Here is a 23,907-nt window from a genome sequence, read left to right on the forward strand (position 1 = left end):
CGCCGGGGCCATCCCACCAGGGCAGGTGCTGCGGTATGGTCGGCAGGGAACTCCCGCCAGGCCCGTCCATGCAGATCGCCGTTTTCAGTGCCCGCCCCTACGATCGTCGTTTCCTCGACGAGGCCAACCAGCGCGATGCGGCCGGGCAGGGCTTTGCCTTCGTGTACTTCGATGCCGCGCTGGACGTGCATACCGCAGCGCTTGCGCAGGATTGCGCCGCCGTCTGCGTGTTCGTCAACGACCGCCTGGACGCGCCGGTACTGCACGCGCTGCATGCCTTGGGCGTGCGCGCCGTGCTGCTGCGCTGCGCCGGCTTCAACAATGTGGACCTGGCCGCCGCGAAAGCGCTGGACCTGTTCGTCGCGCGGGTACCGGCCTATTCCCCCGAAGCCGTGGCCGAGCACGCGCTGGCGCTGGTGATGACGCTCAACCGGCAGACCCATCGCGCCTACAACCGCGTGCGCGAGGGCAACTTCATGCTCGATGGCCTGCTCGGACGCACCCTGCATGGGCGCACGGTCGGCATCGTCGGCACCGGCAAGATCGGCCTGGCTACCGCGCGCATCTTCCACGGCATGGGCTGCACCGTGCTGGGGTACGACCCGTATCCATCGCCGGCCTTTGCCGGCGTGGGCGAAGGGGTTGGACTGGAGGAGCTGCTGGCGCGCGCCGATATCGTGTCGCTGCATTGCCCACTGACACCCGATACCCAGCATCTGATCAACGACGCCTCGCTGGCGCGGATGAAGACCGGCGCGATGCTGGTCAACACCTCGCGCGGCGGGCTGGTGGATACCCATGCGGTGATCCGCGCGCTGAAGTCGCGGCGGCTGGGGCACCTGGCCATCGACGTCTACGAGCAGGAAAGCGCGTTGTTCTTCCAGGACCTGTCCGGCGAGATCATCGACGACGAGGCCTTCCAGCGCCTGATGACCTTCCCCAACGTGCTGGTGACCGGCCACCAGGGCTTCTTCACCGTGGAGGCGCTGCAGGAAATCTCGGCGATCACGCTTGGGAACCTGCGGGATTTTGCCGGGGGGCGGGCGTGTGCGAACCGGGTGGGGGCGAGCTGAGCGGGGTGGATTGACCGCCGGGGCGCGCAGCCCGTAAAATCGCGGGCTCCGCCGGAATAGCTCAGTTGGTAGAGCGGCGCATTCGTAATGCGTAGGTCGCAGGTTCGACTCCTGTTTCCGGCACCAGTTGTAGAAAAGCCCCGGCCTTGGTCGGGGCTTTTTGTTTGGCCGGTTAGCGGCGCGACGCCATCAACGCCGCGCCATCCCCGCATCCTTCGCCAGCCACCACGCGAGCTGCCGGAGATAACCACCTGCAGCTCCCGCCAATGCGCCAATCAGCAGGCGTGCAAGCGCCTTGGTCCCACGCGAGGCCCGCTCACGCACCCCTGGCAGTGCCGCCACCAGCTGCGCACCCAGCAACAGCACCAGCACCAGCACGTCCAGCCCCAGCGCGTCCACCACCGGCAGCAACGGCAGCAGATCCGGATTGCAGGCGAGCACGATCACCAGCGCGGCACCCAGCACGGCCATCACGCGGCGCCCGGCGGGCAGGGTGGTCCAGTGCAGCAGTCGGTTGATCAGGTGCATGGCATTCCTTGTGTCATGTGCCGAAATCCTCATCAGGCCCGATCGGCCGCACCGGCTGCCGCAGCACGGTTTTCAATCGTGCCGCCTCGGTCCTGCGCGGGTCGTTCAGGTAGATCTCATGATGGGGGCCGGCAAAGGTGTAACCCAGTGCGGGCATTACTTCGTCATGCAGGTGCGCCAGGACGGGTCCTTCGTCGTCGTAGGCGCCCACGTGCAACGTCTGCAGGCTGGGGCCTTCGGCAAGGCGTTCATGGCGGAGGCTGGGCGGGGCATCTCCCAGCTTCGCGCGCGCCTTGCTGATCGCCGCTTGCCACTGCGCAGGCCGGATGTCCTCAGGCGTGCGGATCATCACGGTCCAGGCCCACTCATCCTTGCGCCGCGCGACGAAGCTGGCCGGGTCCTCGGCGCTCCACAGCGCCTCCAGCGGTGGCACCACGTAGTCGCGCCCTTCGGCCTTCAGCGCGAACTTTAGTGCATAGCTCACCGAATACAGCCACTGCACGGCCTGTGCGTAGGCGGGAGCGGTGTTCGGGTCGCCGCGACCATCGACCATCACGTAGGGCAGGGGGGGTACATCGACCGGTACGAACCTGCCGGCGGGCGGTTGATAGAGCGCCTGGTCGCGCTTCCTGAAGTCGATCTTGTCCATCGGGGGCTTCCTCCTGTGCCGAGCATCCCATTCCGGTCACCCGGCCGCACGCTGAACCGGTTCAGGTGACTTTGCCGAACGAGGGCGAAGGGCCCCGCGAACGCCCGGGGCCGGGATGCCGCCCTGGGTCATGCGCCCGTCACACCTGCGCGGTGCGACAACGTGTCGCAGCCAGATTCGGGCCTTTCCTGCGCTCGATCAATGTCAATGCCTTTCTTAAATGGTGGGTGACGGCCTAAAATTGAAAGGCTGACTCGACCCCACCTCCCTGCCTGTCTTCCGGACCGGTGGGACCGGCTTTGGCCGGAACAGGCAGGGACGGGGAACGGCATTCCCTCGCAATTGGATCGACCGATGATTCCGTTGAAAACCCTTGGGCGCTGGTTGCGCCCGGGCCTGCTGCTTTCGTTGCTGGTGATGCTCACCGGCTGCGATGCCGTGGCCATCCTCAGTCCGAAGGGCCAGATCGGCCAGGATGAGAAGACCCTGCTGATCACGGCCACCGTGCTCATGCTGCTGGTCGTCATCCCGGTCATCATCATGACCCTGACGTTCGCTTGGAAGTATCGCGCCTCCAACACCAAGGCCCGCTACGAGCCGAAGTGGTCCCACTCGACGGCGATCGAGGTGGTGGTGTGGTCGATCCCGTGCATGATCGTGCTGGTCCTGGCGGTCCTGACCTGGCGCTCGTCGCACGCACTGGACCCGTACCGTCCGCTGGATTCGGACGTCAAGCCGGTCACCATCGAGGCGATCTCGCTGGACTGGAAGTGGCTGTTCATCTATCCGGAAGAGAAGGTGGCGGTCGTCAACGAAATCAAGTTCCCGGTCAACACGCCGCTGAACTTCAAGATCACGTCCGATTCGGTGATGAATGCGTTCTTCATCCCGCACCTGGGCAGCATGATCTACTCGATGGCTGCGATGGAGACCAAGCTCCACCTGATCGCCAACGAGACCGGTGAATTCCCGGGCATGTCCTCGCACTACAGCGGCGCGGGCTTCGCCAAGATGCACTTCACCGCCTACTCGGTCACCGATGCCGAATACCGCCAGTGGCTGGACCAGGTCCGCGCCGGCGAGCAGACCCTGGACAAGGCCTCGTTCAAGGCGCTGGGTGAAGCACGCAACGCCGAGTGGTATCCGGTCACCTACTTCGGCAAGACCGAAGAAGGCCTGTTCGACTGGGTCATCGCCAAGCACATGGGCGACAACAAGCATTACGGCATGAAGCACTCGCATGCCGGTGCCGCCGCTGCCGATGCCGCCACCCATGAAGCGCACGAGGGCCATGCCCCCAGTGACGCGCATGATTCCAAGGAATCGGGTGAAAACCTGGATGCCAACGAACACGAACACGCAGGCCATGCCGGCCACGCGGGTTCGGGAGAATGAACATGTTGGGAAAACTCTCTCTTGAGTCGATCCCCCACGATCCGATCGTGCTGACCACCCTGGTCGGCGCGATTCTTGGTGGCCTGGGCGTCGTCGCCCTGATCACCAAGTTCAAGCTGTGGGGCTATCTGTGGAAGGAGTGGTTCACTTCGGTGGATCACAAGAAGATCGGCGTGATGTACCTCATCGTCGCCTTCGTCATGCTGCTGCGCGGTTTCTCCGACGCCATCATGATGCGTACCCAGCAGGCCATCGCCGTCGGTGGCTCGGAGGGTTACCTGCCGCCGCACCACTACGACCAGATCTTCACCGCCCACGGCGTGATCATGATCTTCTTCGTGGCGATGCCGCTGATCACCGGCCTGATGAACCTGGCCGTGCCGTTGCAGATCGGTGCGCGCGACGTCGCGTTCCCGTTCGTCAACTCGCTCAGCTTCTGGCTGTTCGTGTCCGGTGCGGTGCTGATCATGCTGTCGCTGTGGATCGGTGAGTTCGCTGCCACCGGCTGGCTGGCGTTCCCGCCGTTGTCGGGCATCGAATACAGTCCAAGCGTCGGCATGGACTACTACATCTGGGGTCTACAGGTCGCAGGCCTGGGTACCACGCTGAGCGGTATCAACTTCTTCATCACCATCCTGAAGATGCGTACCCCCAGCATGAAGCTGATGCAGATGCCGGTGTTCACCTGGACTGCCCTGGTGACCAACGTGCTGATCGTCGCCGCGTTCCCGGTGCTGACCATCACCCTGGTGCTGCTGACCCTGGACCGTTACCTGGGTACGCACTTCTTCACCAATGACGGCGGCGGCAACGCCATGCTGTACATCAACCTGATCTGGATCTGGGGTCACCCGGAGGTGTACATCCTGGTCCTGCCGGCGTTCGGTGTGTTCTCCGAAGTCATCGCGACCTTCTCGCGCAAGGCGCTGTTCGGTTACAAGGGCATGGTCTACGCCACCGCCTGCATCGGCGTGCTGTCGTTCATCGTGTGGCTGCACCACTTCTTCACCATGGGCTCGGGTGCCAACGTCAATGCCTTCTTCGGCATCACGACGATGATCATCTCGATCCCGACCGGCGTGAAGATCTTCAACTGGCTGTTCACCATGTTCCGCGGTCGCGTGCACTTCACCACCCCGGTGCTGTGGACGATCGGCTTCATGGTCACCTTCGTCATCGGCGGCATGACCGGCGTGATGCTGGCGATCCCGGCCATCGACTTCGTGCTGCACAACAGCCTGTTCCTGATCGCCCACTTCCACAACGTCATCATCGGCGGCGTGGTGTTCGGCATGTTCGCCGGCATCACCTACTGGTGGCCGAAGATGTTCGGCTTCCGCCTCAACGAGTTCTGGGGCAAGTGCGCGTTCTGGTGCTGGTTCATCGGCTTCTACGTGACCTTCATGCCGATGTACGTGCTGGGCTTCATGGGCATGACCCGTCGCCTGCAGAGCACCGTCAACCCGGCCTACGAGCCGCTGCTGCTGGTTGCCGCCTGCGGTGCGTTCATCGTCGGCGCCGGCATCCTGTGCCAGATCATCCAGGTGGCCGTGTCGATCCGCGACCGCAAGAAGACCGTCGACCTGACCGGCGACCCGTGGGATGCCCGTACGCTGGAGTGGGAAACCTCTTCGCCGCCGGCCTTCTACAACTTCGCGACCCTGCCGGACGTCACCGAGCTGGACGATTTCTGGGAGCGCAAGCAGCGTGGTGAAGCCTGGCCGAAGCCGGCCAAGTACACCGACATCCACATGCCGCGCAACACCGGCACGGGCGTTGTCATCGGTGCCTTCAGCCTGGTGTTCGGCTTCGCGATGATCTGGCACATCTGGTGGCTGGCCATCGTCGGCTTCGTCGGCATGATCGCCACGTTCATCTACCGCACCTTCGACCAGGACGTGGACTACTGGGTCCCGGCCGCCGAGGTGGAACGCATCGAGAACGCACACCGCAAGCACCTGGAAGCCCAGGGCCTGGTGAAGTCGGAGCTGAAGGCATGAGCACCAATACCTCGACCCTGAGCCACGGGCACGCCGCGCAAACGGCGGCCCATGGCCATGACGACCACGAGCACCACGACACCGGCGGCAACACCGTCTTCGGTTTCTGGGTGTACCTGATGAGCGACTGCCTCATCTTCGCCTCGCTGTTTGCCACCTACGTGGTGCTGTCCGGCGGTACCGACGGCGGCCCCGGCGCGAAGGACCTGTTCGAGCTGCCGTTCGTGGCGTGGGAAACCGCGCTGCTGCTGACCTCGTCGCTGACCTTCGGCCTGGGCATGATCGCCATGCACCGCAAGCAGGTCGGCCAGATGTTCCTGTGGCTGGCGGTTACCTGGCTGCTGGGCTTCGGCTTCATGTGCATGGAAGTCTATGAGTTCCAGCACCTGATCCATCAGGGCTACGGTCCGGACCGCAGTGCCTTCCTGTCGGCGTTCTTCGCCCTGGTCGGTACCCACGGCCTGCACGTCAGCGCCGGCCTGCTGTGGCTGCTGGTGATGTTCGTGCAGCTGAAGAAGTACGGCCTGACCCCGACCAACAAGACCCGCATGGCGTGCCTGAGCCTGTTCTGGCACTTCCTGGACCTGATCTGGATCGGCGTGTTCTCCGTCGTCTACCTCAATGGAGCGCTGTAATGGCACATGACAACCACGCACACGACCACGGCACCGGCGGCGAAAGCCACGGCAGCGTGAAGTCGTACCTGATCGGCTTCGTGCTGGCGGTGGTGCTGACCGTCATCCCGTTCTGGATGGTGATGTCGGGCGACTTCTCCCGCACCGTCAACGGTGTGGTGATCGCGGTTACCGCGGTGCTGCAGATGCTGGTCCACCTGGTGTTCTTCCTGCACCTGGACCGCTCGTCGGAAAGCCGCTGGAACGTCAACGCTGCGGCCTTCACCATCGTGGTGATCGGCATCATCGTGGTCGGCACCCTGTGGGTCATGCACAACATGAACGTGCACATGATGCACTGACGTCCTGGCGACGTTGCCACGCAGAAAGGCCGCCCTCGGGCGGCCTTTTTGTTGGCGGGTGGAGGGCAGCACGTGCAACGCATGCCAGGGGGTAATGCCGGCCCGGAGATCCACACCATGCGGGGATGGGGTCAGAGCCCTTGCCCGCGGCAAGGGATCCGACCCGGCAGTGCCGGCACAGGGGGGTAGTGCCGGCCGCTGGCCGGCAATTACGCGAAGCCGGCCAGCGGCCGGCTCTACCAAGGGATCCACCCCTTACGGGCATGGGGTCAGGGCCCCTGCCCGCGGCAAGGCGCCGGCACAGGGGGTAGTGCCGGCCGCTGGCCGGCAATTGCGGGAAGCCGGCCAGCGGCCGGCTCTACCAGGAGATCCACCATGCGTGCATGGGGTCAGAGCCCTTGCCCGCGGCAAGGGATCCGACCTGGCGTGGCCGGCACAGGGTGGTAGTGCCGGCCGCTGGCCGGCAATTACGCGAAGCCGGCCAGCGGCCGGCTCTACCAGGGGATCCACCATGCGTGCATGGGGTCAGAGCCCTTGCCTGTGGCAAGGGATCCGACCCGGCAGTGCCGGCGCAGGGGGGTAGTGCCGGCCGCTGGCCGGCAATTGCAGGACGCCGGCCAGCGGCCGGCGCTACCAGAAGATCCACAGCACACGTGCATGGGGTCTCACCCCACCCGGCGCAGGAACTCGTCGGCGTCCATCGGCCGGCCCAGGTGGTAGCCCTGCAGCTGGTCGCAACCCAGCTCGCTCAGGTACTCGCGCTGCGCCTGCGTCTCCACGCCCTCGGCCACCACCTGCAGCTGCAGGGTGCGACCGAGCGCGATGATCGACGAGACGATGGCGGCATCTTCGGCGTTGCATTCCAGGTCGTGCACAAAGGCGCGGTCGATCTTCAGTTCGGTGGCGGGCATGCGCTTGAGGTACAGCAGGCTGGAATAGCCGGTGCCGAAGTCGTCGATGGCGATATGCACGCCCATCGCGGTCAGGTCGTTGAGGATCGCCAGGCTGGCATCAACGTCCTTCATCGCCGTGGTCTCGGTGATCTCCAGGGTCAGCCGCGCCGGTTCGATCCGATGCCGCTGCAGCACCTCGCGCACGCTGTCCAGCAGTGCCGGCGAGGCGAACTGCAACGGCGAGAGATTCACTGCCATGGTCCATTCCGCATGCCCCGACTCGTGCCATGCCCGCAGCTGCGCGCAGGCGCGGTCCAGCACCCAGTCACCGATCGGCAGGATCAGGCCGCTGCGCTCGGCAATGGGAATGAACACATCCGGAGCCAGCAGGCCCAGCTCCGGATGCTGCCAGCGCAGCAGCGCCTCGGCGCCGGTGGCCGGTGCGCCGGCGGCAGGGAACTTGGGCTGGTAATGCAGGATCAGTTCGTCGCGTGCGATGGCCTTGCGCAGGTCCTGCAGCAGGCGCAGCTGGCGGTTGGCGCTGAGCTGCATCGACGGGGTGAAGAAGGTGTAGCCGTTCCGCCCGGTTTCCTTGGTGTGGTACATGGCCGCATCGGCGTGGGCCATCAGCTCGCGCTCGTTGCTGGCGTCATCCGGATACAGGGCGATGCCCAGGCTGGCACTGACCTGCAGTTCAGCCGCATCCAGCGTGAACGGTTCGCCGGCGGCGGCGATGATGCGCTCGGCCACCACCACCGCATCGTCGGGAGTATCGATGGCCAGCACGATCACGAACTCGTCGCCGCCGAGGCGGGCGAAGGTATCCTGCGGCCGCAGCTGGCCCCCGATGCGCTGTGCCACCGCCACCAGCAGGCGGTCGCCGAGCTGGTGGCCGTAGGCATCGTTGACCGCCTTGAAGCCGTCCAGGTCGCAGAACATCACCGCCACTGCATGGTTGCGCCGCCGCGCCTTCTCGATGGCCTGCTCGATGCGGTCCTGCAGCAGCATGCGGTTGGGCAGCTGGGTCAAGGGATCGTGCAGCGCGGCCTGGATCAGCTTGTCGTTGGCGTGCGCGAGCGAATCGGCCAGCAGCCCGGTGCGCACGCGCATCTGCCGGTCGAACAGCGAGGCGACCAGGGCGATGCCCAGCGTTGCCACCGTGGTGACGATCACCAGCACGGCCAGCCAGCGTGTATCGATGCCACCGCTGCCGACCGCGCCACAGACGCTGCCTTCGGGGAAGCGCGCGGCAGCCATGCCGGTGTAATGCATGCCGACGATGGCCAGCCCCATCACCAGCGAAGCGAGCGCGCGCAGCAACAGGGTGTTGCGCTGCTCGGCGCGCAGGCGGAAGGCGATCCACAGCGCCGCGCCGGCCGCGCCGATGGCCACCGCAATCGAGGCAGCGAACCAGCCGGGGTGATAGTCGATGCCGGGCTGCATGCGCATCGCCGCCATGCCCAGGTAATGCATGGTGGCGATGCCCAGGCCCATCAGCACGGCACCGGCCAGCAGCCGGCGCCAGGGCAGGCTGGGCCGCGACACCAGCCACAGCGCATACGCCGAGGCGCCGATCGAGACCGCCAGCGAGTACAGGGTGATGCCAAGGTCATAGCCCACCGGGATCGGCAGGTCGAAGGCCAGCATGCCGATGAAGTGCATCGACCAGATGCCCAGCCCCATGGCCGCCGCGCCGCCGGCCAGCCACCAGCGCGCCACGCGCCCCTCGGCCGTGGCCAGGCGCCCGGCCATGTCCAGCGCCGTGTACGAAGCAAGAATGGCCACCAGCAGGGAGATGGTGACCAGGCTCTGACTGTAACTGCCAGTCATGTTGAATCCAGTGGGGAAGGGAGGGGGCGCCCGCAAGGCGCACGCCCGCGACCCCTATCGGCGCGGGTGGGCAGGACTTGAGCGGTCGCAGCAGCTGCGACCCGGCTCGGCTATCCTGCCACGCCCGTTCCCGTTGCAGGAAATCACCCCGATGGCAAAAGCCCGTACCGCCTACGTCTGCAATGAATGCGGCGCCGAATTCAGCAAGTGGCAGGGCCAGTGCACCGAGTGCAATGCCTGGAACTCGCTGTCGGAAATCGTGCTGGAAAGTGCGGCGGCAACCAAGGTGCTGGCGTCGCGCCGGGCGGGCTGGGCCGGCAAGGTCGATCCGCCGAAGATCACCGCCCTGAAGGACGTGGATCAGACCGAGCATCGCCGGGTCACGACCGGCATCGGCGAGTTCGACCGCGTGCTGGGCGGCGGCCTGGTCGAAGGCGCGGTGGTGCTGGTGGGCGGTGACCCGGGCATCGGCAAGTCGACTTTGCTGCTGCAGGCGGTGGCGAAGATGGCGGCCGAACTGCCGGTGCTGTACGTGACCGGCGAGGAATCGCTGGCCCAGGTGGCCGGCCGTGCGCATCGGCTGGAGCTGCCGCTGGATGGGGTCAACGCGCTGGCCGAGACCGGGGTCGAATCGATCCTGCAGCATGCCTCCCGGGCCGGCCCGCGACTGATCGTGGCCGACTCCGTGCAGACCCTGTGGACCGAGAGCCTGACCGCCGCGCCCGGTTCGGTCAGTCAGGTGCGCGAGAGCGCGGCGCGGCTGGTCCGGTTTGCCAAGGAAACCGGCACGGCCGTGTTCCTGGTCGGCCATGTGACCAAGGAAGGCGGCATCGCCGGCCCGCGCGTGCTCGAGCACATGGTCGATGCAGTGCTGTATTTCGAGGGCGAGAGCGGCAGCCGCTTCCGCCTGCTGCGCGCGTTCAAGAACCGTTTCGGTGCGGTCAACGAACTGGGCGTGTTCGCGATGGGCGACAAGGGCCTGAAGGAGGTCTCCAACCCATCGGCGATCTTCCTGTCCGGCGGCAGCACCCATCAGCCGGGCAGCTGCGTGATGGTCACCCGCGAGGGCACCCGGCCACTGCTGGTGGAGGTGCAGGCGCTGGTCGATGCGTCGCCGCTGTCGAATCCGCGCCGTGTCGCGGTCGGCCTGGAGCAGAATCGCCTGGCCATGCTGCTGGCGGTACTGCATCGCCACGGCGGCGTGCTGGTCGGCGACCAGGACGTGTTCGTCAACGTGGTCGGTGGCATCCGCGTGCAGGAGACCGCCGCCGACCTGCCGGTGCTGCTGGCCGTGCTGTCCTCGCTGCAGGACCGGCCGCTGGCGGAAAAGACGATTGCGTTCGGCGAGGTGGGGCTGTCCGGCGAGATCCGCCCGGTGCCCAATGGTGAAGACCGGCTGCGCGAGGCCGCCACCCATGGCTTCAAGCGCGCCATCGTGCCCAAGGCCAATGCGCCCAAGGGCGGTTCGGTGAAGGGGATGGAAGTGATCGCGGTGGAGCGCCTGTCCGAGGCCATCGACGCGGCGTGATGCACGGGGGGCCTGCCTGCGAGGCCTGCCTCTACAAACGTCATATACGGCAACGGTCAGGCTGGCTGTGCTAGTTTTTCCCGCTCGACGAAGGCGCCCTCTGGCGCCTTTCCGTGCCCAGGAGTAAACGATTACATGCAGGACACCGCGCTCACCGCCCCCAACGCCGAGATCCGTCGTGCCGGGGTCGATCTCAATGGACTGATGACGGTGCTGGGCAAGCACCTGTATTCCACCCCGGTGGTGGCGCTGCGCGAACTGGTGCAGAACGCGCACGACTCGATCATCCGCCGCCGCATCGAACAGCCCGGCATCGAAGTGCCGTCGCGCATCTCGGTGCAGGTCGATGCCGGTGCCGGCGTGCTGCGTATCATCGATACCGGTGCTGGCCTGACCCGCCAGGAGATCCACGATTACCTGGCCACCGTCGGCGTCGGCTATACCCGTGGCCTGCGCCAGAGCGGTGAGGATGACGAAGGCCTGATCGGCATGTTCGGCCTGGGTTTCCTGTCGGCCTTCGTGCTGGCGCGCCGGGTCAGCGTGCGTACCACCTCGTACCAGACGCCTGATCTGGGGCACCTGTACGTGTCCAGCAATGCCGAGCAGTACACCGTCAGCGAAGTGCCGGCACGCGCGGTCGGCACCGAAGTGGAACTGGAACTGCATCCGGATTTCCTGCCGCTGGCCAACGAGGCGCGCCTGCACGAGGTGCTGGGCCGCTACTGCGCGCTGCTGTCCGAACCGATCTTCATCGGTGCTGCGACTGAAGCGCTCAACCCCGAGCCGCCGCCGTGGCGGGGGCAGGGCGACGTGGCCGTGCACCCGGTGCAGGCACGCCGCCAGGCACTGCAGTTCGCTGCGCGCTTCGAGCACGATTTCGAACCGATCGTCACCGTGCCGCTGCGTGCCGACGGCAGCAGCGATGCCACCGGCCTGCTGTGGGTGCAGGACGGCGCGACCTATGGCACCAGTGACAACCGCAACCTGTCGGTGTTCGTGCGCGGCATGCTGCTGGATGACGATGCCCGCGACCTGCTGCCACCGTGGGCCGGCTTCATCGGCGGGGTGATCGAATCCTCGCGGCTGACGCCGACCGCCAGCCGCGAAGACCTGCAGCGCGATGACCACTACCGTGCCGTGCAGCATGCCTTGCTGGAGGCGCTGGTCGACGGCCTGGCCGACGTCGCGCGGCAGCAACCGGAAGCCTGGCGGCGGGTCCTGGCCCGCCACAACGAGGCCCTGCTGGGCGCAGCGCTGTGCGATGACCGCCTGTTCGAACTGCTGATGGAGCATGTGCGCGTGCCGACCTCGCAGGGCGACCTGCCGGCCAGTGCCCTGCCGGCGCGCGGTGCCGTGCATGTCATCCTCGACAACGGCGGTGGGTTCGAAGAGATGCTGTTCCGCGCGATGGGGGTGCCGGTCGCGCATGGCCACCGCTACGCAGTGGTGCCGTTCCTGCGGCGCTGGGCCCAGGCCAAGGGCCTGCGCCTGGTTGAACTCGGCACCGAGCAGGGCAACCGCGCACTGTTCCGCAGCGATGACAGCCTCGACGAGGCGCAGCTGGCCTGGCTGCGCGAACAGCTGGGCGATGGCGAGCAGCTGCTGCCGGCGCGCTTCAGCCCGGAGGCACTGCCGGTGGTGGTGGTGCCCGACCGCGAGGCCGAACTGAAGCAGCGCCTGGAGGACGACGAGAACGACAAGCGCGTCTCGATGGCCGCGCTGCGCCTGGCGCGCCAGTTCACCGCGCGCATCGAATCACGCGCGCCGTCGCGGCTGTACCTCAATCTCGACAACCCGGCCGTGCAGGCGCTGTTGCGTGCCCAGCGCGAGGGCCATCCCCAGGCCGCCGCCGCCGCACGCCTGCTGCGCTCGCTGAAGATCATCGTCGCCGCGCAGGGTCGCCCACTGGCGCGCGCGACGACCACCGCAGGCCCTGACCTCAATGGCGCCTTTACCGATATCGCCGGTGCCCTGCAGCAGATGCTGCGCTGAGCACCGCACCTTCTCATCCAGCCTTCGCTAGACAGGAGCATTCATCCCCATGGACATCTGGAACTGGGTCGAAAAACTGCAGGGTGACCTGCGCCAGGCCGGCCAGGCGCAGAACGCGCACCTGCTGAACCGTCTCGCCGACGAGGTCAGTGAACTGCAGATCGACCGCGTCGATGCGCTGCTGCCCGAGGCGCGTGCGCTGGGCAAGGCGCTGGACAACCCGTGGGTCGACGTCTATGTCGGCCACTGGGCCCTGCGCAACCGCGTCGGCAACCGCGTGGAAGGCGAGAGCGCACTCGGCGAAGCCGTAGCGCTGTTTGAACGGGCACATCGCGAGGACACGCTGGAATGCCCGCAGTCGATCTGCGTGACGCAGGACCTGGCGGCCTGCTACGGCAACATCGATGGCCCGGGCTGGGTGCCTGAGCGCATCGAGGTGTGCGACGAAACGCTGGGCCGCATCGATCCGAGCTGGGCCTGTTTCCAGTGCCTGAGCTGCGAGAAGGCCGATGCACTGCTCGATGATGGCCGTGGCCAGGAGGCGCTGGATTACCTGCAGGTGCAGGCCGATGCCGTGGAAGCCTGTGGCAAGGAAGTGTTCGACAGCTTCCCGGAGATGCAGATCAAGATCCTGCTCGCTGTCGGCCGCGCTGACGAGGCACTGGCGCTGATCGAGAAGCGCGAGGCTGAAGTGGCAGCCTCCGGGGAGTACGAGCCGGCCAACTGCACGGTGCCGCGTCGCCTGTCCAAGGCCTGGGCGCTGGCCCAGCTGGGCCGCGACGAAGAGGCGCTGCAGCAGCTGGTGCCGTGGAGCGAACTGACCCCGAACTACTGGCGGTTGTGGGCGAACACCGCCGCCGCGCTGTGCCAGCGTGACCCGGCACGCAATACCTGGGATCTGGGTACGCGCTTCAATACGATCATCGAACACTTCGCGCGCGTCGGATCGCATCGCCTGCTGATCGAAGTGGCAGCGTTGAGCCTGGAGCTGGCGCTGCAGCGCGGTGCGCGCTGGGTCGCGCTGCGCCAGCTGGAACTGGCCCGCACCCATCTGGCGCAGCTGCGCCAGGACCGTGGTGCCGAGGCCCTGGTGGCCGGCCTGGCCGCGCGCATCGAGGCATTGCCGGACGTCGCGCCGCTGCCGGTGCCGGCCGGCGAGCTGCTGGCATGGCTGGACGCGCAGGGCGAACAGAACCAGGCGCGCGACCCCGAGCGCGAGGCGCAGTGGTTGCTGCAGGCGCATGCCGAGCTGCCCGATGACGAGGCGCTGGCCGAGATGGCGGCCTCGGCGCTGAACGCCTGCGGCGCGCAGGCCGAGGCGCGAGCGCTGCTGTGGCGATTCGTACGCAGCCATGCGCAGAACGATGGCCCCGCGGCCTACACGCTGATGCGCTGGCTGGCCGAGCAGGGGGACGACGACGGCCTGCGCCAGCTGGCCGAGGTCTACCGCAGCAGCGTGCCGGTGTTCGCGCACTGGTGCGAGGTGCAGCGCGCACGCCGCGTGTCCGACTGGCCGGCGCTGGAGCAGGCGGCCCGATCGCTGCTGGAACTGTCTCCGGGCTCGCACGGCGCGCGCGGCACGCTGGCGCGCATGTACATGGAAACCGGTCGCTTCAGCGAAGCGCAGGCGTGCTATGCACAGCTGGTCGAACTGCTGGACGAGCCCAATGCCGCGCACTGGGACCACATGAGTGCGGCAAGCGCGGCACGCGACTGGGATGCGGTGCGCCGCTCGGCTGCGGCGCTTGGCATGGAGCTGTCCAGCCACGAGGGCGTGGTCGAGGAACCGTGGGGCTGGGTGATCATCCGCAGCGAAGAGAACGGCGAACCGATGGAGTACTACGCCCGCCGCAGCGGACCGGTGACCGCGCGCATCGTCGAGAATGCGCCGTCCAACCGCGCCCAGCAGGTGGGCGACTGGGTGGTGTTCGATGCCGCGCTGGTGCATCCGGCCCCCGAGGAGGAGGAAGCGCGCGAGCAGTTCATCCCGACCTATGCGCAGGTGCATGTGCTGGAGCGCGGCGGCTTCGCCCGCAGCTGGATGATCGATGGCGCGCACCCGGGCGAAGAGGCCTGGAATGCCTTCGTCGAGGCGGCCGAAGCACAGGGTTGGAAGGTGTGGTCGCACAGCCGCCCGGACTACACCGTTACCGACCCCGATGTGGAAGAGGGCACGCTGCCCGGCCTGCTGTTCACCGTCGCCCAGCCGCAGGACCATGCGCCGCTGGCGCTGCACCGCTTCCTGCAGCAGCACACCGCGACGTGGCCCCATCCGCATTGCTGGCTGCGCCTGGCTGAAGCCTGTGACCAGGATCGCCAGCCGCATCTGGACGTGATCGAGCGTTACGGCCTGTAAGCCGGGTATCGGGTAGTGCCGGCCGCTGGCCGGCAGCACCGGGATATCCTGTGTAGCCGGCCAGCGGCCGGCACTGCCTCAAGGAGGAATACATGCGGAAGACAGGGATGTTCGTGCTTTCCGGGCTGTTGCTGGCCCCCACCGTGCAGGCCGCACCGGCCTGCCAGGAACCCGTGGCCGTTGCCCGTGCCTTCTTCGAGGCGACGACCGTCGATGGCGACCTGCTGGAACCGCCACCGGCGCTGGTCAGCCCGGCGTTCGGCAAGGCACTGCGCGGCGAGCGCGCCTGCCAGCAGCGCGAAGAAGGCATCTGCACGATCGATTCCGATCCGTGGCTGGATGCGCAGGACGGCGACATTGAAACCCCGGTGCGTTACCGCTGGAAAGAGGCGTCGGCCACCGCGGGCCAGGTCGAGATGCGCTATGCGGTATGGAAGAAGGCCTACCTGACCCGCCTGCCGATGGTGCGCCAGGGCCACGGCTGCTGGCAGGTCGATGACATTCTCACCAACAGTGGACGCTCGGTACGGAAGATCCTGGCGCAGCCGCTGCCTTGATCGTCTGCGGCATCCACGCAGGGCGTGGTTCAGTTGCCGGCCCGGCCCGCGGCCGGTATTACCGGGCCATTACGCCTTAACGCGTATGCCCGAACACCAGTTCGATCACGAACTGGCTGCCGAAGAACGCCAGCAGCAGCAACAGCATCGCCGCCAGCGTCCAGTGCACGGCCTTCATGCCGCGCCAGCCGTAACGACGGCGTCCGACCAGCAGCACGCCGAACACGATCCACGACAGCACGCTCAGCACGGTCTTGTGCACCAGCTTCTGCGCCAGCAGGTCATCGACGAACAGCACGCCGGTGACCAGGGTCAGGGTCAGCAGCGCGAAGCCGACCGTGATCACCCGGAACAGCAGCGATTCCAGGTCGGCCAGCGGTGGCAGCGCGCGCAGCCACGGCCGGAACTCACGGCGGCGCAGCGCGCGTTCCTGCAGCCACAGCATGATCGCCAGCAGCGCGGCGATGCTCAGCGTGGCGTAGGCCAGCAGCGCCAGCCATGCGTGGCTGGCCAGGCGCCAGCCCAGCACCTTGCTCGGCTCGTGGCCGTAGCCGTGATAGGCCAGCAGCAGTACCGCGGCCAGTGGGAACACCACCACGCCCAGCGCCGACATGCGGCCGCGCGCGCCCACCAGCGAGGTCAGCCAGGCCATGCCCAGGCCGACCAGCGACAGCGCGGCGAAGAAGTGCATGTCCGGCCCGCCCGTGGTACGCATCGCCACCATCACGTGGTAACCGCCATGCAGCAGCATCGCCGGCAGGGCCGGCCACAGCCAGGTGGGCGAGCCGGAGGTTTCATCGCGGCCGAGCGCGCGCACCAGCAGGGCACTGGCAGCCAGGTAGAGCAGGACGGCGATGAGAACGATTGTCATCGTTGCAGTTTCGCATACCCCTGCGGTGGTGGCGACGGCCCCGTCGTCGCAGCCCGGGCAGACAGCCGGACCCGTTATACTGTGGGCCTTATTGTCCCCCGCTTTCAGACAGGTTGCGCCGCATGTTCGAGTCCCTGACCCAGCGCCTTTCCGGCACCATCGAGCGCCTGCGTGGCCGCGGCCGCCTGACCGAGGAGAACATCCGCGAGGCGACCCGCGAAGTGCGCATCGCGCTGCTCGAGGCCGACGTTGCGTTGCCGGTGGTGCAGGCCCTGATCGAGCGCATCAAGGTGCGTGCGGTCGGCCAGGAAGTGCTGAAGTCGCTGACCCCGGGCCAGGCCCTGATCAAGGTGGTGCGCGACGAACTGACCGCGGTCATGGGCGCCGAAGCCAGCGACCTGAACCTCAACGTGCCCGCCCCGGCCATCATCCTGATGGCGGGCCTGCAGGGCGCCGGCAAGACCACCACGGTCGGCAAGCTGGCCAAGCATCTGAAGGAAAAGCGCAAGAAGAAGGTGATGGTGGTCTCGGCCGACGTCTACCGTCCGGCCGCGATCGAGCAGCTGAAGACCCTGGCCGAGCAGGTGGGCGTGCTGTTCTTCCCGTCCAGCGCCGACCAGAAGCCGGAAGCCATCGTCCGCGCCGCCATCGACGATGCCCGCAAGTCGTTCGTGGACGTACTGCTGGTCGATACCGCCGGCCGCCTGGCCATCGACGAAGCGATGATGGCCGAGATCAAGGCCCTGCACGCGGCGGTGAATCCGGCCGAGACCCTGTTCGTGGTCGACGCCATGACCGGCCAGGACGCGGCCAACACCGCCAAGGCCTTCGGCGACGCGCTGCCGCTGACCGGCGTGGTGCTGACCAAGACCGACGGTGACGCCCGTGGCGGCGCCGCACTGAGCGTCCGCTACATCACCGGCAAGCCGATCAAGTTCGTCGGTGTCAGCGAAAAGCCGGAAGGCCTGGACGTGTTCCATCCGGACCGTATCGCCAGCCGCATCCTCGACATGGGCGACGTGCTGTCGCTGGTCGAGCAGGTGGAGCAGCAGGTCGACAAGGACAAGGCGGCCAAGCTGGCCGAGAAGGTCGCCAAGGGCAAGAAGTTCGACCTGAACGACATGCGCGACCAGCTTGAGCAGATGCAGAACATGGGCGGCATCGGCGGCCTGATGGACAAGCTGCCAGGCCTGGGCAACATCCCCGACCATCTGAAGCAGCAGGTCAGCCAGGGCAAGGAAGTGCCGCGCATGATCGCCATCATCAGCTCGATGACCAAGAAGGAACGGCGCAACCCGAACCTGCTCAATGGCTCGCGCCGCGCGCGCATCGCCAAGGGCTCGGGCGTGACCCCGGCCGACGTCAACAAGCTGATGAAGCAGTACATGCAGATGGAAAAGATGATGAGCAAGATGGCCGGCGGCGGCATGAAGGGCATGCTGCGCAGCATGAAGGGCATGATGGGTGCCATGGGCGGCCGTGGCATGCCGTTCCGTTGATGACGGCCCCGGTCGCAGTGTGATGTAGCGCCCGAGCCCACGCTCGGGCGGCGGCGCAAGCGCCGCAGCAGGCGGTCGGGCAACGGGCTCGACGCCACCCCTGTCCCGCGCGCACCATGGTGGCCTGTCCGAAACGATGGGCCGTCATGCAGAGTTCCGCTGTAACTTCCCGCGTCGAGGCGTTCTGCCGGCGCTTTGGCGTATCCGTTCCGATCCTGCTGGCACCGATGGCCGGTGCCTGTCCGGTGCCGTTGTCGGCCGCGCTGGCCAACGCCGGCAGCATGGGCGCGATGGGCGCGGTGTTGTCCTCTTCGGCCGATATCGGTCGCTGGATGGACGAATTCCGCGCCGCTTCGACCGGCCCGGCCCAGGTGAACCTGTGGGTGCCCGATCCCGCACCGACCCGTGATGTGGCCGCCGAGGCCGCCAGCCGCGCTTTCCTCGCGCAGTGGGGCCCGGACGTCCCAGCCAGCGCCGCCGACGCCACGCCTGCCGATTTCGAAGAACAGTTCGCCGCGCTGCTGGCGGCGCGTCCAGCGGTGGCCTCGACCATCATGGGCGTGCTGCTGCCGCGCCACGTGCAGCAGCTGAAGGATGCCGGCATTGCCTGGATCGCCTGCGCGACCACGTTGTCCGAAGCGCGTGCGGCACAGGACGCCGGTGCCGATGCGGTGGTGGCACAGGGCGCCGAGGCCGGTGGCCACCGCGGCGCGTTCGATCCGGCGCTGGCCGAGCGCCAGCTGGTCGGGTTGTTCGCACTGCTGCCACGCCTGGCCGATCACCTGCAGATCCCGGTCATTGCCGCGGGCGGTATTGCCGACGGCCGTGGCATCGCTGCCGCACTCACCCTGGGCGCCAGCGCCGTGCAGATCGGCACCGCCTTCCTGCGCACGCCGGAAGCAGCGATTGCGTCGGCGTGGGCCGATGGGCTGGCCGCCAGCGAACCGGAAGATACCTGGCCGACGCGTGCGTTCAGTGGCCGCCTCGGCCGCGGCCTGGCGACCCCGTATGTGCGCGCCGCTGCTGCCGAAGGCGCCCCCGCGCCGCGCCCGTACCCGGTGCAGCGTGGCCTGACCGCGCCGATGCGCAGGCAGGCCGTGCAGGAAAATCGCCTGGCGGCGATGCAGGCCTGGGCCGGGCAGTCAGCATGGATGGCGCCGGCACAGCCGGCCGCCGGCGTGCTGCGCGGCATGTGGGAACAGGCGCAGGCACTGCTGCGATGAGGGTCACCTGCAATGGCCAGCCGGCGCAGGTGGAGGACCTGCTGCCGGCGCTGGTGAACTACGGCCACTTCACCTCGCTGCAGGTGCGCGGCCATGCGGTGCAGGGACTGGACCTGCATCTGGCGCGGCTGTCACAGGCCACGCGTGCACTGTTCGGCAGCGAGCTGGATACGGGGCAGGTACGGGGCTGGATGGCAGAGGCGCTGCAGCAGGCCGGCCTGGCCGATGCCTCGCTGCGGGTGACGGTGTACTCGCGCCGGTTCGATTTCCGCAGCCCGCTGGCGGCGGTGCCGGTGGACGTGCTGGTGGCGGTGTCCGCACCGGTGGCCCTGGCCGCGCCCAAGCGCGTACGCAGCGTGGCCTGGCAGCGCGAAATGCCGCAGATCAAGCATGTGGGCACGTTTGGCCTGTTCGCTGAGCGGCGCGCGGCGATGGCGGACGGATTCGACGACGTGCTGTTCGTGACCGCCGATGGCGAAGTGAGTGAAGGCAGTACCTGGAACCTGGCCGTGCACGATGGTGAACGGCTGCTCTGGCCGCAGGCGCCGGCCCTGCGCGGGACCGCCGAGGCGCTGTTGAAGCAGCATTGGCCCGATGCGCAGTTGACGCGGCCGTTGGCGCTGGCTGAGCTGGGCAGTGTGAAGGCCGCTTTCGCCTGCAACGCCAGCGGCCTGTGGGCGCTGGAGGCCATTGACGGGCATGTCCTGCCTGGCTCGCAGGCGCTGGCTGAACAGGGCAGGGCGGTGCTGGCGGCGGTGCCTTGGGACAGATTGGGGTCAGATCCCCTTTGCGGCGCAAAAGCGATCTGACCCCGAGCGAGCTCCCCGGGGTTGGCTCGGCCGGGCTCTGCCGCTATAATCGCCCGCTTACCTCGCCATCCTGGCGACTGGGCAATAGGAAAAACACCATGGTCAAGATTCGACTGACCCGCGGCGGCGCCAAGAAGCGTCCGTTCTACCACATCATCGTCACCGACGTGCGCAGCGCGCGCGACGGCCGCAACATCGAGCGCGTTGGCTTCTACAACCCGGTCGCCCAGGGCGCCGAGAAGCGCATCGAGCTGGACCTGGCCCGCGTTGACCATTGGGTCAAGAACGGCGCCCAGCCGACCGACAAGGTCCGCAACCTGATCAAGGAAGCGACCAAGTCCCAGGCCGCTGCGGCCTGATCCTGACGGGCCACGCTTCGGCGTGGCCCTCTTGGTTGAAGCAGATGAAAGATATCGAGCGCCGCATCCTGCTGGGCAGGGTAGTCGGCGCTTTTGGTGTGCGCGGCGAGATCAAGCTCGAGTCCTGGACCGAGCCACGTTCCGCCATTTTCCGTTACCAGCCGTGGATCGTGCGCAGCCCGTCCGGCGTGGAAACCACGCTGGAAGGCGTGCGTGGCCGTGACAGCGGCAAGCACCTGGTCGCCCGTTTCCCCGGCGTCGAGGACCGCGATACCGTCGAAGCGATGCGCGGCACCGAGATCTACGTGGCCCGCAGCGCGTTGCCGCCGCCGAAGCCCGATGAGTACTACTGGGTCGACCTGGAAGGCCTGGACGTGAAGACCACCGAGGGCGTTGCGCTGGGCCAGGTCTCGCACCTGTTCAGCACCGGCGCCAACGACGTGGTGGTGGTCCGTGGCGACCGCGAGCGGATGATTCCGTTCGTGCAGCCGGATTTCGTCAAATCGGTCGATTTCGAGGCCAACCTGGTCGTGGTCGACTGGGATCCCGAGTTCTGAGCCTGAGCATGCGTTTCGACGTCATCACCCTGTTCCCCGAATTCCTCGCCCAGTCCGCTGGGTTGGGCGTGGTCGGGCGTGCGCAGGAGAAGGGGCTGTTCAGCCTGCATGGCTGGAATCCCCGTGATTACGCCGAAGGCAATTACCGCCGCGTGGACGACCGTCCGTTCGGCGGCGGTCCGGGCATGGTGATGCTGATCGAGCCGTTGCAGGCCTGCCTGCAGGCGATCCGTGAGGCTGATCCGACCCCGGCTCCGGTGATCTACCTCAGCCCGCAGGGTGCGCCGTTGACCCAGGCCAAGGTGCGGGAACTGGCGGCGCTGCCGCGCATGGTCCTGCTCTGCGGCCGTTACGAGGGCATCGACGAGCGTTTCCTGGAGGCCAATGTCGACCAGGAGATCTCCCTCGGCGACTACGTGCTGTCCGGGGGCGAGCTGGGCGCGGCGGTGATCATCGACGCCGTGGCCCGCCTGCAGGACGGTGCCCTGAACGATGCGGAATCGGCGGCGCAGGACAGCTTCGAGGGCGACCTCGGCCTGCTCGACTGCCCGCATTACAGCCAGCCGGCCCAGCACCCGCTGGGGGACGTGCCGGAGGTGCTGCGCTCGGGCAACCACGCGGCCATCGCCGCCTGGCGCCGCCAGCAGTCGCTGCTCCGGACCGCCCAGCGGCGCCCGGACCTGCTGGATGAACAGGCACTGGGCAAGGCCGACCGCAAACTGCTGGAGCAGGGCCGCCAGGCCCGGAACCAGAAGGCCAGCCCCTAGCGCAGGGCTGGCTTTATCGGCTATCATGGCCAATTCCCGCCAGCCCCGGTTGGCGCGCGCAGTACCCAAAACAAACGTGCAGCACAGTCCGGTGACTGCATGAGCCTACGTTGTCGATACGACACGCCCACCCGAACAAGAATCGGTGTAACCCATGAGCAAGCTGAACAAATCCATCGTCGCGGAATTCGAATCCGCCCAGATCACCCGTGAACTGCCGAAGTTCAGCCAGGGCGACACCGTTGTCGTCAACGTGAAGGTGAAGGAAGGCAGCCGCGAGCGCGTGCAGGCCTACGAAGGCGTCGTCATCGCCACCAAGAACGCCGGCCTGAACTCCTCGTTCACCGTCCGCAAGATCTCGCACGGCTACGGCGTCGAGCGCGTTTTCCAGACCCACAGCGCCATCATCGACTCGGTCGAAGTGAAACGTCGTGGTAAGGTCCGCGCCGGCAAGCTGTACTACCTGCGTGGCCTGGAAGGCAAGGCTGCCCGCATCAAGGAAGACCTGGCTGCCGCTGCTGCCGCCAAGGCTGCCCGTCTGGCCGACAAGGCCTGATAAACAACTTCGGTTGTTGCCGCGACGGCCACCTTCGGGTGGCCGTTTGCGTTTCCGGCATCGCATCGGCCACGATGAATTGATGAATGACATCAACCGGCATTACCCCGCCGTGATCCAGTCGGCGCTGCGCTTCCTGGACGGCAAGGGGCTGGCACGCGGGCAATCGGCGCCGTTGTTGCATCGGCTGCTGTGGCGCGCCGGCATCGCACTGCCGCCGCCGATCCTGGCTGGCTTCGGTACCAACGCGCTGGTGCAGGGCCTGCTGTTCGGGCTGTTCTGGACCGCGCTGATGTGGCTGATGCTGTGGCAGGGCAGCGAACGTCCGCTGGTGCTGTTGCTGGTGGCCGGCCTGTTGGCCGGAGCGCTGTTCGGCATGGTGATGGCGGCGCTGATGCGCTCGCTGCGTCGCCACCGCAAGCTGCCGGACTGGCGCCAGTTCCGGGCGCGGCAGGCCGACTGAGCCGATGGCGCACTGCGCCGTGACCGACGGCTACGGGCCGCGTTAGGCTGCCGCATCATCCCGATGCCCGTACCGTGCGATGCCTGCCAAGCGAACCGCACCTGCCGCTGCGCCCACCCTGCTGTCCGGTGGCAACCCGCAGATCGCCAAAGGCGAGGGCGATGCCCCGGTGCAGGCGTACATCGCCGCCATGCCGGACTGGAAACGCCCGATTGGCGCGCGACTGGATGCCCTGATCGAACGGGCCGTACCCGGCGTGCACAAGGCGGTGAAGTGGAACTCGCCGATGTATGCGGTGGCCGCCGGCGCGGGCTGGTTTCTCAGCTTCCATTGCTTCACCCGCTACATCAAGGTGGCCTTTTTCCGCGGCGCTGCACTGACGCCGCCGCCACCGGAGCCGTCCAGGAGCGGCGACACGCGCTACCTGCACATCCACGAATCCGGCCTGTTGGATGAAGCGCAGTTCCTGGACTGGGTGCGCCAGGCCGCCGCGTTGCCCGGCGAGCGCATGTAAGCCCGGCATTCCGATTCCCTTCCCGACGAGAGTCCCTGATGGCCACGCATGCTCCGAACTCTGCCGATGCTGGAACCCCGGCGGCCGAACTGATCGATGCACGCATCGCCGAGCTGGGGGACTGGCGCGGCGAAACGCTGGCACGCGTGCGTGCATTGATCCATGAAGCACTGCCGGACGTGCAGGAAACCTGGAAATGGCGCGGTACGCCGGTGTGGGAGCACGACGGCATCCTGTGCACCGGTGAGGCCTACAGGAAGGCGGTGAAGCTGACCTTCGCCCACGGTGCAGCGTTGGCCGACCCGAGCGGCCTGTTCAACGCCAGCCTGGACGGCAACACGCGGCGCGCGATCGACATTCATGAAGGCGTGATGCCCGATGCAGCGGCGTTCAAGGCGCTGATGCGCGCGGCGGCGGCGTTCAACGCGGCGAAGAAGAAGCGGTAGAGCCGGCCGCTGGCCGGCTGTTGCGCGATGCTGCTGGAGAGGTGTGAAGTTGCCGGCCAGCGGCCG

23 protein-coding genes and 1 tRNA gene are annotated in these 23,907 nt (G+C 67.2%); 20 read left to right on the top strand and 4 right to left on the bottom strand.

The window, feature by feature from the left end:
* Positions 1-68: 68 nt before the first annotated feature.
* Positions 69-1,073, top strand: a complete 1,005-nt coding sequence (locus tag AC5P9C_RS04045) for a 2-hydroxyacid dehydrogenase (protein ID WP_343543148.1) — start codon at positions 69-71, stop codon at positions 1,071-1,073.
* Positions 1,074-1,123: 50 nt separating this feature from the next.
* Positions 1,124-1,199 (top strand) — tRNA-Thr (locus AC5P9C_RS04050).
* Positions 1,200-1,262: 63 nt separating this feature from the next.
* Here AC5P9C_RS04050 and AC5P9C_RS04055 read toward each other — a convergent pair.
* The gene (locus AC5P9C_RS04055; protein WP_313287917.1) at positions 1,263-1,601 is read right to left on the bottom strand and encodes a hypothetical protein; all 339 of its coding nucleotides are present in this window, start codon (positions 1,599-1,601) and stop codon (positions 1,263-1,265) included.
* A 13-nt stretch (positions 1,602-1,614) separates the two neighbouring features.
* Complete coding sequence (locus AC5P9C_RS04060) at positions 1,615-2,250, bottom strand: GyrI-like domain-containing protein (protein WP_343543151.1); 636 nt, start codon at positions 2,248-2,250, stop codon at positions 1,615-1,617.
* A gap of 354 nt (positions 2,251-2,604) precedes the next feature.
* Between AC5P9C_RS04060 and cyoA the strand changes: the two genes are divergently transcribed.
* The 4 genes from cyoA to cyoD are packed head-to-tail and all read left to right on the top strand — an operon-like array spanning position 2,605 to position 6,621.
* Positions 2,605-3,645, top strand: a complete 1,041-nt coding sequence (gene cyoA / locus AC5P9C_RS04065; RefSeq protein ID WP_014646391.1) for a ubiquinol oxidase subunit II — start codon at positions 2,605-2,607, stop codon at positions 3,643-3,645.
* 2 nt (positions 3,646-3,647) lie between these two features.
* On the top strand, positions 3,648-5,645 hold the full coding sequence (gene cyoB, locus AC5P9C_RS04070) for a cytochrome o ubiquinol oxidase subunit I (RefSeq protein ID WP_053462474.1): 1,998 nt from the start codon (positions 3,648-3,650) through the stop codon (positions 5,643-5,645).
* Entirely contained in the window at positions 5,642-6,280 is a 639-nt protein-coding gene (gene cyoC / locus AC5P9C_RS04075) for a cytochrome o ubiquinol oxidase subunit III (protein WP_414615302.1), read from the top strand. The genes cyoB and cyoC overlap by 4 nt, the downstream gene beginning before the upstream one ends.
* Positions 6,280-6,621, top strand: a complete 342-nt coding sequence (gene cyoD / locus AC5P9C_RS04080) for a cytochrome o ubiquinol oxidase subunit IV (protein ID WP_049465797.1) — start codon at positions 6,280-6,282, stop codon at positions 6,619-6,621. Before cyoC ends, cyoD begins: the two co-directional genes overlap by 1 nt.
* A 665-nt stretch (positions 6,622-7,286) precedes the next feature.
* Here cyoD and AC5P9C_RS04085 read toward each other — a convergent pair.
* Positions 7,287-9,344 (bottom strand): putative bifunctional diguanylate cyclase/phosphodiesterase, encoded by a 2,058-nt coding sequence (locus tag AC5P9C_RS04085; protein ID WP_057493927.1) that lies wholly within the window; start codon positions 9,342-9,344, stop codon positions 7,287-7,289.
* A 151-nt stretch (positions 9,345-9,495) separates the two neighbouring features.
* On the opposite strand from AC5P9C_RS04085, the gene radA reads away from it, so the two are divergent.
* The 4 genes from radA to AC5P9C_RS04105 all read left to right on the top strand — a co-directional run bounded on the left by radA (position 9,496) and on the right by AC5P9C_RS04105 (position 15,777).
* Positions 9,496-10,872 (top strand): DNA repair protein RadA, encoded by a 1,377-nt coding sequence (radA, locus tag AC5P9C_RS04090; protein WP_495205071.1) that lies wholly within the window; start codon positions 9,496-9,498, stop codon positions 10,870-10,872.
* Between the two features lie 135 nt (positions 10,873-11,007).
* The gene (locus tag AC5P9C_RS04095; RefSeq protein WP_414615066.1) at positions 11,008-12,864 is read left to right on the top strand and encodes an ATP-binding protein; all 1,857 of its coding nucleotides are present in this window, start codon (positions 11,008-11,010) and stop codon (positions 12,862-12,864) included.
* Between the two features lie 49 nt (positions 12,865-12,913).
* Positions 12,914-15,220: a tetratricopeptide repeat protein gene (locus AC5P9C_RS04100; protein ID WP_053462478.1), complete on the top strand. Its 2,307-nt coding sequence runs from the start codon at positions 12,914-12,916 to the stop codon at positions 15,218-15,220.
* A 92-nt stretch (positions 15,221-15,312) separates the two neighbouring features.
* Positions 15,313-15,777, top strand: coding sequence for a YqhG/Tai3 family protein (locus AC5P9C_RS04105; protein WP_343543360.1), 465 nt, complete (start codon positions 15,313-15,315; stop codon positions 15,775-15,777).
* A gap of 76 nt (positions 15,778-15,853) precedes the next feature.
* Here AC5P9C_RS04105 and AC5P9C_RS04110 read toward each other — a convergent pair whose 3' ends face one another.
* Entirely contained in the window at positions 15,854-16,648 is a 795-nt protein-coding gene (locus tag AC5P9C_RS04110) for a cytochrome C assembly family protein (protein ID WP_049465473.1), read from the bottom strand.
* Between the two features lie 122 nt (positions 16,649-16,770).
* Between AC5P9C_RS04110 and ffh the strand changes: the two genes are divergently transcribed.
* From ffh to AC5P9C_RS04160, 10 genes are all read left to right on the top strand, one after another.
* Positions 16,771-18,147, top strand: coding sequence for a signal recognition particle protein (gene ffh, locus AC5P9C_RS04115; RefSeq protein WP_005408591.1), 1,377 nt, complete (start codon positions 16,771-16,773; stop codon positions 18,145-18,147).
* A 146-nt stretch (positions 18,148-18,293) separates the two neighbouring features.
* The gene (locus tag AC5P9C_RS04120; RefSeq protein WP_064237920.1) at positions 18,294-19,370 is read left to right on the top strand and encodes an NAD(P)H-dependent flavin oxidoreductase; all 1,077 of its coding nucleotides are present in this window, start codon (positions 18,294-18,296) and stop codon (positions 19,368-19,370) included.
* Positions 19,367-20,179: an aminotransferase class IV family protein gene (locus AC5P9C_RS04125; RefSeq protein ID WP_343543136.1), complete on the top strand. Its 813-nt coding sequence runs from the start codon at positions 19,367-19,369 to the stop codon at positions 20,177-20,179. Before AC5P9C_RS04120 ends, AC5P9C_RS04125 begins: the two co-directional genes overlap by 4 nt.
* 98 nt (positions 20,180-20,277) lie before the next feature.
* Positions 20,278-20,538 carry a 30S ribosomal protein S16 gene (rpsP, locus tag AC5P9C_RS04130; RefSeq protein WP_005415733.1) on the top strand — a complete coding sequence of 87 codons (261 nt, stop codon included), beginning with the start codon at positions 20,278-20,280 and terminating at the stop codon, positions 20,536-20,538.
* A 44-nt stretch (positions 20,539-20,582) separates the two neighbouring features.
* The gene (rimM, locus tag AC5P9C_RS04135; RefSeq protein ID WP_053462482.1) at positions 20,583-21,095 is read left to right on the top strand and encodes a ribosome maturation factor RimM; all 513 of its coding nucleotides are present in this window, start codon (positions 20,583-20,585) and stop codon (positions 21,093-21,095) included.
* Between the two features lie 8 nt (positions 21,096-21,103).
* Entirely contained in the window at positions 21,104-21,862 is a 759-nt protein-coding gene (gene trmD, locus AC5P9C_RS04140; protein WP_049465481.1) for a tRNA (guanosine(37)-N1)-methyltransferase TrmD, read from the top strand.
* Between the two features lie 154 nt (positions 21,863-22,016).
* Complete coding sequence (gene rplS / locus AC5P9C_RS04145; RefSeq protein ID WP_005415736.1) at positions 22,017-22,418, top strand: 50S ribosomal protein L19; 402 nt, start codon at positions 22,017-22,019, stop codon at positions 22,416-22,418.
* 82 nt (positions 22,419-22,500) lie between these two features.
* Entirely contained in the window at positions 22,501-22,881 is a 381-nt protein-coding gene (locus tag AC5P9C_RS04150) for a DUF6404 family protein (RefSeq protein ID WP_053462484.1), read from the top strand.
* A gap of 79 nt (positions 22,882-22,960) precedes the next feature.
* On the top strand, positions 22,961-23,395 hold the full coding sequence (locus AC5P9C_RS04155; RefSeq protein ID WP_154330246.1) for a DUF1801 domain-containing protein: 435 nt from the start codon (positions 22,961-22,963) through the stop codon (positions 23,393-23,395).
* 38 nt (positions 23,396-23,433) lie between these two features.
* Complete coding sequence (locus AC5P9C_RS04160; RefSeq protein WP_414615067.1) at positions 23,434-23,841, top strand: DUF1801 domain-containing protein; 408 nt, start codon at positions 23,434-23,436, stop codon at positions 23,839-23,841.
* The last annotated feature ends 66 nt before the right edge of the window (positions 23,842-23,907 follow it).

This window comes from Stenotrophomonas sp. YJH_SMC_10, assembly GCF_059371555.1.